The organism is Thiocystis minor (assembly GCF_016653465.1).
GTDB lineage: Bacteria > Pseudomonadota > Gammaproteobacteria > Chromatiales > Chromatiaceae > Chromatium > Chromatium minus.
In genome coordinates, this window is record NZ_NHSQ01000002.1 from 1 (window position 1) to 5,453 (window position 5,453).

Annotated in this window: 7 protein-coding genes; all 7 read right to left on the reverse strand. The window is 71.4% G+C overall.

All coding sequences use genetic code 11. The features are described from left to right. Window positions 1-278: 278 nt before the first annotated feature. Window positions 279-1,241 carry an MBL fold metallo-hydrolase gene (locus tag CCR95_RS00050; protein ID WP_242522957.1) on the reverse strand — a complete coding sequence of 321 codons (963 nt, stop codon included), beginning with the start codon at window positions 1,239-1,241 and terminating at the stop codon, window positions 279-281. Between the two features lie 67 nt (window positions 1,242-1,308). Further along, complete coding sequence (locus tag CCR95_RS00055) at window positions 1,309-1,974, reverse strand: methyltransferase domain-containing protein (protein WP_201090760.1); 666 nt, start codon at window positions 1,972-1,974, stop codon at window positions 1,309-1,311. Beyond that, complete coding sequence (locus CCR95_RS00060; RefSeq protein ID WP_201090762.1) at window positions 1,971-2,480, reverse strand: hypothetical protein; 510 nt, start codon at window positions 2,478-2,480, stop codon at window positions 1,971-1,973. The genes CCR95_RS00055 and CCR95_RS00060 overlap by 4 nt, the downstream gene beginning before the upstream one ends. A 27-nt stretch (window positions 2,481-2,507) precedes the next feature. Further along, window positions 2,508-3,695, reverse strand: a complete 1,188-nt coding sequence (locus tag CCR95_RS00065; RefSeq protein WP_242522958.1) for a cysteine desulfurase family protein — start codon at window positions 3,693-3,695, stop codon at window positions 2,508-2,510. Then, window positions 3,673-4,275 carry a TlpA family protein disulfide reductase gene (locus CCR95_RS00070; RefSeq protein ID WP_201090764.1) on the reverse strand — a complete coding sequence of 201 codons (603 nt, stop codon included), beginning with the start codon at window positions 4,273-4,275 and terminating at the stop codon, window positions 3,673-3,675. Before CCR95_RS00070 ends, CCR95_RS00065 begins: the two co-directional genes overlap by 23 nt. Beyond that, a complete protein-coding gene (locus CCR95_RS00075; protein ID WP_201090766.1) occupies window positions 4,256-4,858 on the reverse strand; it encodes a hypothetical protein in 603 nt (200 codons plus the stop codon). The genes CCR95_RS00070 and CCR95_RS00075 overlap by 20 nt, the downstream gene beginning before the upstream one ends. Before the next feature lie 70 nt (window positions 4,859-4,928). Further along, on the reverse strand, window positions 4,929-5,453 hold a 525-nt coding region (locus CCR95_RS00080), incomplete at its 5' end, for a PLP-dependent transferase (RefSeq protein ID WP_201090768.1).

A 5,453-nucleotide genomic window follows, 5' to 3' on the forward strand; every position in this document is an offset into this window, starting at 1 on the left:
GGCAACGCGCGTCATGACGCTTCGGGAGGTTGGTCAGTGCCAGCGCGCAGTCACCCCCGGAACCGTGCATCGTCCATTTCCCGATCGGCACCCGCGGGACGAAGCTCCGTTTCAAGCATCGGCAGGCTGCATCGTCGCCGCGTGAAGCAGGGCTTCATCGTGTGGCTTGAGCAAATGGAGCGGCGCGAGCAGGGTAACCGAAGCGCGTTGCCGACGTGGGCGAAGGATCATGCGCCATTCACGCCCGCTCACCGAGCCGCTGGCCTCCCGACACATCTCTACTCGAAAGCCGCCGCCTCCCGCTCCAGATAGGTCTGATGCGCATTGCGTCCGGCCAGCGCGTCGAAATCCGCCAGCCTGTGCCAGGGCGACTGATCCAGGCTGTCGATCGCCTCTTGCAGCTCGGTGCCGGACTCGATGGCGGCGTCCATGTGCGCCTTCAGCGTCGTGAGATAGCGGTCGGTCGCCTGCTCGAAATCGCCGAGCGGGCCGGGCGGGCCGTGCCCCGGTACGAACCGGGCGTCGCCGAAGGCCCGCAGTCTGTCGAAGGCGGCGATCCAGCCGTCGGTGCGGCTCTCCGGGAGCACGGCCAGCAGACGCCCGCCGTAGAGCACATCGCTAGCGAAGACCAGCCGGTCCTCGACCACTTCGACCACCAGGCTGCCGGGGGTGTGCGCCGTCCCGACAGGCAGGATCCGCAGGGTGACCCCGCCCAAGTCCAGCTCTTCAGGGTTCTCGATCAGTCGGTCGGACGCGCCGGGGGGCTGGATGCTGCCGGGCGGCTGACCCAGGACGGACTCGGCGCTGCTCGCCATGGCCGCGCCGGACTGCGTGATACGCGGCGCCGCCTCGGCCGCCGCGATGATCCGCGCGCCGGCGGCGTGGAAGACGGCGTTACCGAGGATGCGGTGCGGCTGGCTGTTGGTGTTGATGACGTAACGCACCGGCCGATCCGTGACCGTCGCAATCCGCGCGAGCATCGCGCGTGCCATGGCGTCGCCGTAGCCGCTGTCGATCACCGCGACCGCGTCGGTGCCAACGACGAAGCCCAAGTTCATGCGAAAGCCCTGGTTCTCGGCCGTCGGCGGACCATAGGGTCCGATCCAGGCCCAGGCGTGCTCGGACACCGGCTCGGGCTTGGGCAGCGGCGCGGCGGCATGGGCCAGGGCGGGGATCAAGAGCACCGTCATGACGAGCAGGTGACGCCAGACGTTCGATCGGCCGCGATGGGATGACGACATGGGATGGGCTCTCCTCTGTTAGTTGATGGGGTCTGTTGTCGATGCGCCAAAGGCGATGGCGTTGGGCTCATGCACAACTGCCTCGGCCCGCTGGACCAGCGCGGCGCAGTGCGACGGCGAGAAAGCCACCCAGCGGCAGCCGCGCGGCGAGCGGGTGCTCAATCCAGCGCGCGAGCGGTCCGGCGTCTGGCAGCAGCAGCGCGGTGTGGGCCTGGAGCGCGGGCACGGGGGTCAGGTCGCGGGTCCAGGCACGCACGTCGCTCAGGGTATCCCAGCGCGCGCCCTGGTAGCCGCCGCGCCCGGCCTTGGTCCAGTGGAGCAGGCTGTGCCGGTGCAGCAGTCCCAGCACCACCACGCGCCGGCTGACCCGCCACAGTTCGCGCAGGGCGCGCGCCGGATCGGCGCAGAAGCAGAGACTGGTCATGGCCACCGCCCCGTCGAAGGCGCCATCCGCGAAGGGCAGGGTCTCGGCCCGGCCCTGGACCAGACGCGGGCGCGGATCGCGCCGCGCCAGGAAGTCCAACGCCGCTTGGTCCGGGTCCAGTCCGGTGACCGCGAATCCGGCGTCGGCGAGCGCGCCGCTGAAGAAGCCGGTGCCGCAGCCGAGGTCGAGCACCCGCGAGTCGGGCGGCAGGGCGAGCAGTTCCAGCATCAGGCACCGCTCCTGCCCGCCCATCCAGGCTCCGCGCGGGGTCGCGTACCAAGCGTGATACTCGGCGGGCGCGCGGCTCACGGCGTTTTGGTCTCGTCGTCGGATGGGCCGGAGAGGAGCCGGGCCAGCTCGGGCGGGGAATAGCCGAGGCACTCGCCGAGCGCGAAGCGTGTGCGTTGGGCGAGGAAGTCGCGCGACAGCCGCCGTTCGGCGAACAACAGGTTTTCATGCGCGGCCCGGTCCAGATAGAGCAGATCCGCCGGCGCGGGCGCGAAGGGGCGGCGGCTGACGCGGGCGATACGGCCCAGGTTGACCCCGCGTCCGTCGTCGAGCAGCAGCAGGTGCGGAGCCAGTCCGCGCGTCGGGTCGGGACGCGGGAAGTCGATGACGCCCAGCAGCTCGAAGGGCGTGCTGCTCAGATGCACGCCGAGCTGGATGGGGCTCTCGATCAGTTCGACCAGATAGACCGTCTCGCCAACGGCGGCGCGCAGGCGCTCGACCTGGCGGTGATAGTCGGCGGAGGGCCAGAGGCCGGCGCCCATCGGGTCGGCGTCGGGCGGCTCCGCTGGGTGCGATGGCGCGCTCATGCTGGATGCGTCTCCCTGCGTCGGTCCTCAGCCTGCAGTCAGCTCGCGCCAGGCCGCGATCAGCGCCGCTGCCGCAGCGTCCAGCTCGGCGTCGGTCGTCTCCGCGCCCAGGCTCAGACGCACCGTGCCGAGCGCGCGCGCCGGCTCCACCCCCATGGCCCCCAACACACCGCTGATCGCCGTTGCGCCCGCATGACAGGCCGAGCCGAGCGAGGCGGCCACCGTGGGGGCGCGAGCCAGCAGCGCGCGTCCGGTGACTCCGGGGAAGGCCAGGCTCAGGGTATTGGGCAGACGCGCCTCGGGGTGGCCATTGAGCGTCAGACCGGGGATCGCCGCCGCCAGCTCGGCGTGGAGCCGCTCGCGTTGACGGGTGAGCCACTCGGTGAGCGTCGGCAGGCGCCCGGCAGCCAGCATCGCCGCCGCGCCGAGACCCACGGCGTAGGGGACATTCTCGGTGCCGGGCCGCAAGCCCCCCTCCTGTCCGGCCCCGAAGAGGATGGGCGCGAGCGGTGTGCCGGCGCGCCGATAGAGGGCGCCGATGCCCTTGGGGGCGTGGAATTTGTGACCGGCCAGGGTCAGCAGGTCCACCCCGAGCGCGTTGACGTCCACCGGGATCTTGCCGACGGACTGGGCGGCATCGCAGTGAAAGAGCGCGCCCCCTGCCCGCGCGAGCGCCGCCAGCTCGGCGATCGGCTGGAGTGTCCCAACCTCGTTGTTGGCGTGTATGACCGACACCAGGACCGTGTCCGCTCGCAGGGCGGCGGCGAGATCGGCGGGATCGACCCGGCCCGCGCCATCGACTGGCAGGATGGTCAGTGTCCAGCCGCTCGCTGCCAGGTGCGCCAGCGGCGCGGCCACCGAGGGATGCTCGACGGCGCTGGCGATCAGGTGTCGGCCACGCTCGGCCAGCGCCCGCGCCGCGCCGAGCAGGGCCAGGTTGTTGGCCTCGGTCGCCGATGCGGTGAAGAACATCTCCTCCGGCGCGGCGCCGATCAGCGCGCGCGCCTGCTCCAGCGCGGCGCGCGCTGTCCGTCCGAGCGGATGATCGCTCGCCGGGTTGCCGAAGCCCTCGCGCAGCCAGGGGAGCATGGCCTCCAGCACCTCGGGGGCCACGGGGGTGGTGGCGTTGTGGTCGAGATAGACGATTGGCGGCATGGCGGAACCGGGCGGTCGCTCCAGGGAAATAGAAGGGTCAGTGTGCGTCGTCTTGGACATTGGGCGTGCCCGCTCCAGAGAGGTAGGGCGCCAGGTGCTCCAGGATCGCCGGCTGATCGAATTCGGTCCCGCCGATCGCCCGGCCGACGACCCGGCCCTGGGCGTCGATCAGAAAGCTGGTGGGCAGGCCCTTGACGCCCCAGGCTTCCAGGGTGGCGCCCTCCGGATCGAGCAGCAGGGGAAAAATCGGCGGCGGGTCGAGCTGCCCGGTGAAGGCGAATACCGTCTCCAGATCCTCCCCCACGTCCACCGCGAGCACCGCGAGACCGCGCTCGCGCCATTGCTGGTAGAGGCGCTCCAGGGATGGCATCTCGCGGCGACAGGGCGGACACCAGGTGGCCCAGAAGTTGACGATGACCGGTCGGCCCCGTAGCTCGGTCAGGTCGTGGCGGCGCCCGTCCAGATCCTCCAGGCGCAGCGGCGGCGCGGTGACCGGCTCGGGCAGGGTGGTGAAGCGGTGGCTCAAGGCAGGTAGATCGGCGGCCGTGACCGCCCCGCCCGACCCAAGCAGAGGCAGCCCAAGCAACAACACCAAGCCCAGCCGGCTCCGGCGCACGGCATCACTCGTTGCAACGGACATCGTCGATCCTCCCGGTTTGCGTTTGGCCCGCCGTCTGCCAGCGGGCGATCAGGTCGAAACGGCTGCCGGGCGGCAGTCCCGTCGCCAGCATGCCCTGGTTCCATTCGCCGGGGGCGTAGCGCTGCTCCGGCGGCAACTGCGCCCAGCGGAAGGCGAGACGCGCCGGCGCGCTGACCCCGCGCTGCTCCCATTGCTTCAGCCAGTCCTCCAGCGCGGGCAGGCGGCGGGTCTCGCCGTCCTGGCGGATCTCCCAGTCGGTCAGGCGAAAGTCGATCTCGCCGGGTGCGGCCTGGTTGCGTAGCACGGTCATGAAGACGCAGGCCCCGGCGAAGACCGCCGCCGCGTCGGACGCGAAGCCGCGATTGACGTAGAAGGCCAGAACCTGATCCGGCAGGAGCTGGGTGATGGAGAGGGTGACGCCCTGGGCCTGGACCTCCCAGGTGGCGGCGCCGGTGTCCGGGTCGCGGCGGATCGGGTCGGCGGCGGCGGCCGGGAGACCGATCAGTGCCGCGGCCGCCAGGAGGACGGCGCGGCGCGGGACGTTGCCTGGGCCGGCTGGGGAGCGGCGGATGTGCGGAATCATGGGTTGTGTCCTCATCGAGGCATCTGGGTCTGTCGTTCCATCAAGCCATACTTGGGGAAAACCTTGGTGTTCAGCCCAAGGCCCGCACCAGATCCGCGATCAGGTCGTCGGCGTCTTCCAGGCCCACCGAGAGACGCAGCAGGCTGTCGGTGATCCCGCGCCGCGCGCGCTCCTCCGGCGTCAGTCCGTGGTGCGTGGTGGTACAGGGTTGGGTGACCAGACTCTCGACCCCGCCGAGCGAGGGGGCCAGGGCGAACAACCGCAGCCGGTCCGCCACCGCGCTCGCCGCCGCGCCATCGCCCACGATCTCCAGGGTCAGCATGCCGCCGAAGCCGCTCATCTGGCTCGACGCCAGGGCGAAACCGGGATGCTCGGGCAGACCGGGATAGAGCACGCGCGCCACCCCTGGATGCGCCGCCATGGCCTCGGCGATGGCCAGCGCCGAGGCGTTCTGCGCCCGCACCCGTACCACCAGACTGCGCAGGCTGCGCGCGAGCAGCGCGGCGGTCTCGGGCGCCGGGGTCGAGCCCAGGTTCTTGCGCCAGGGCCAGACGGCCTCGATCAGCGCCTTGGAGCCCATGAGGGCGCCGGCGGT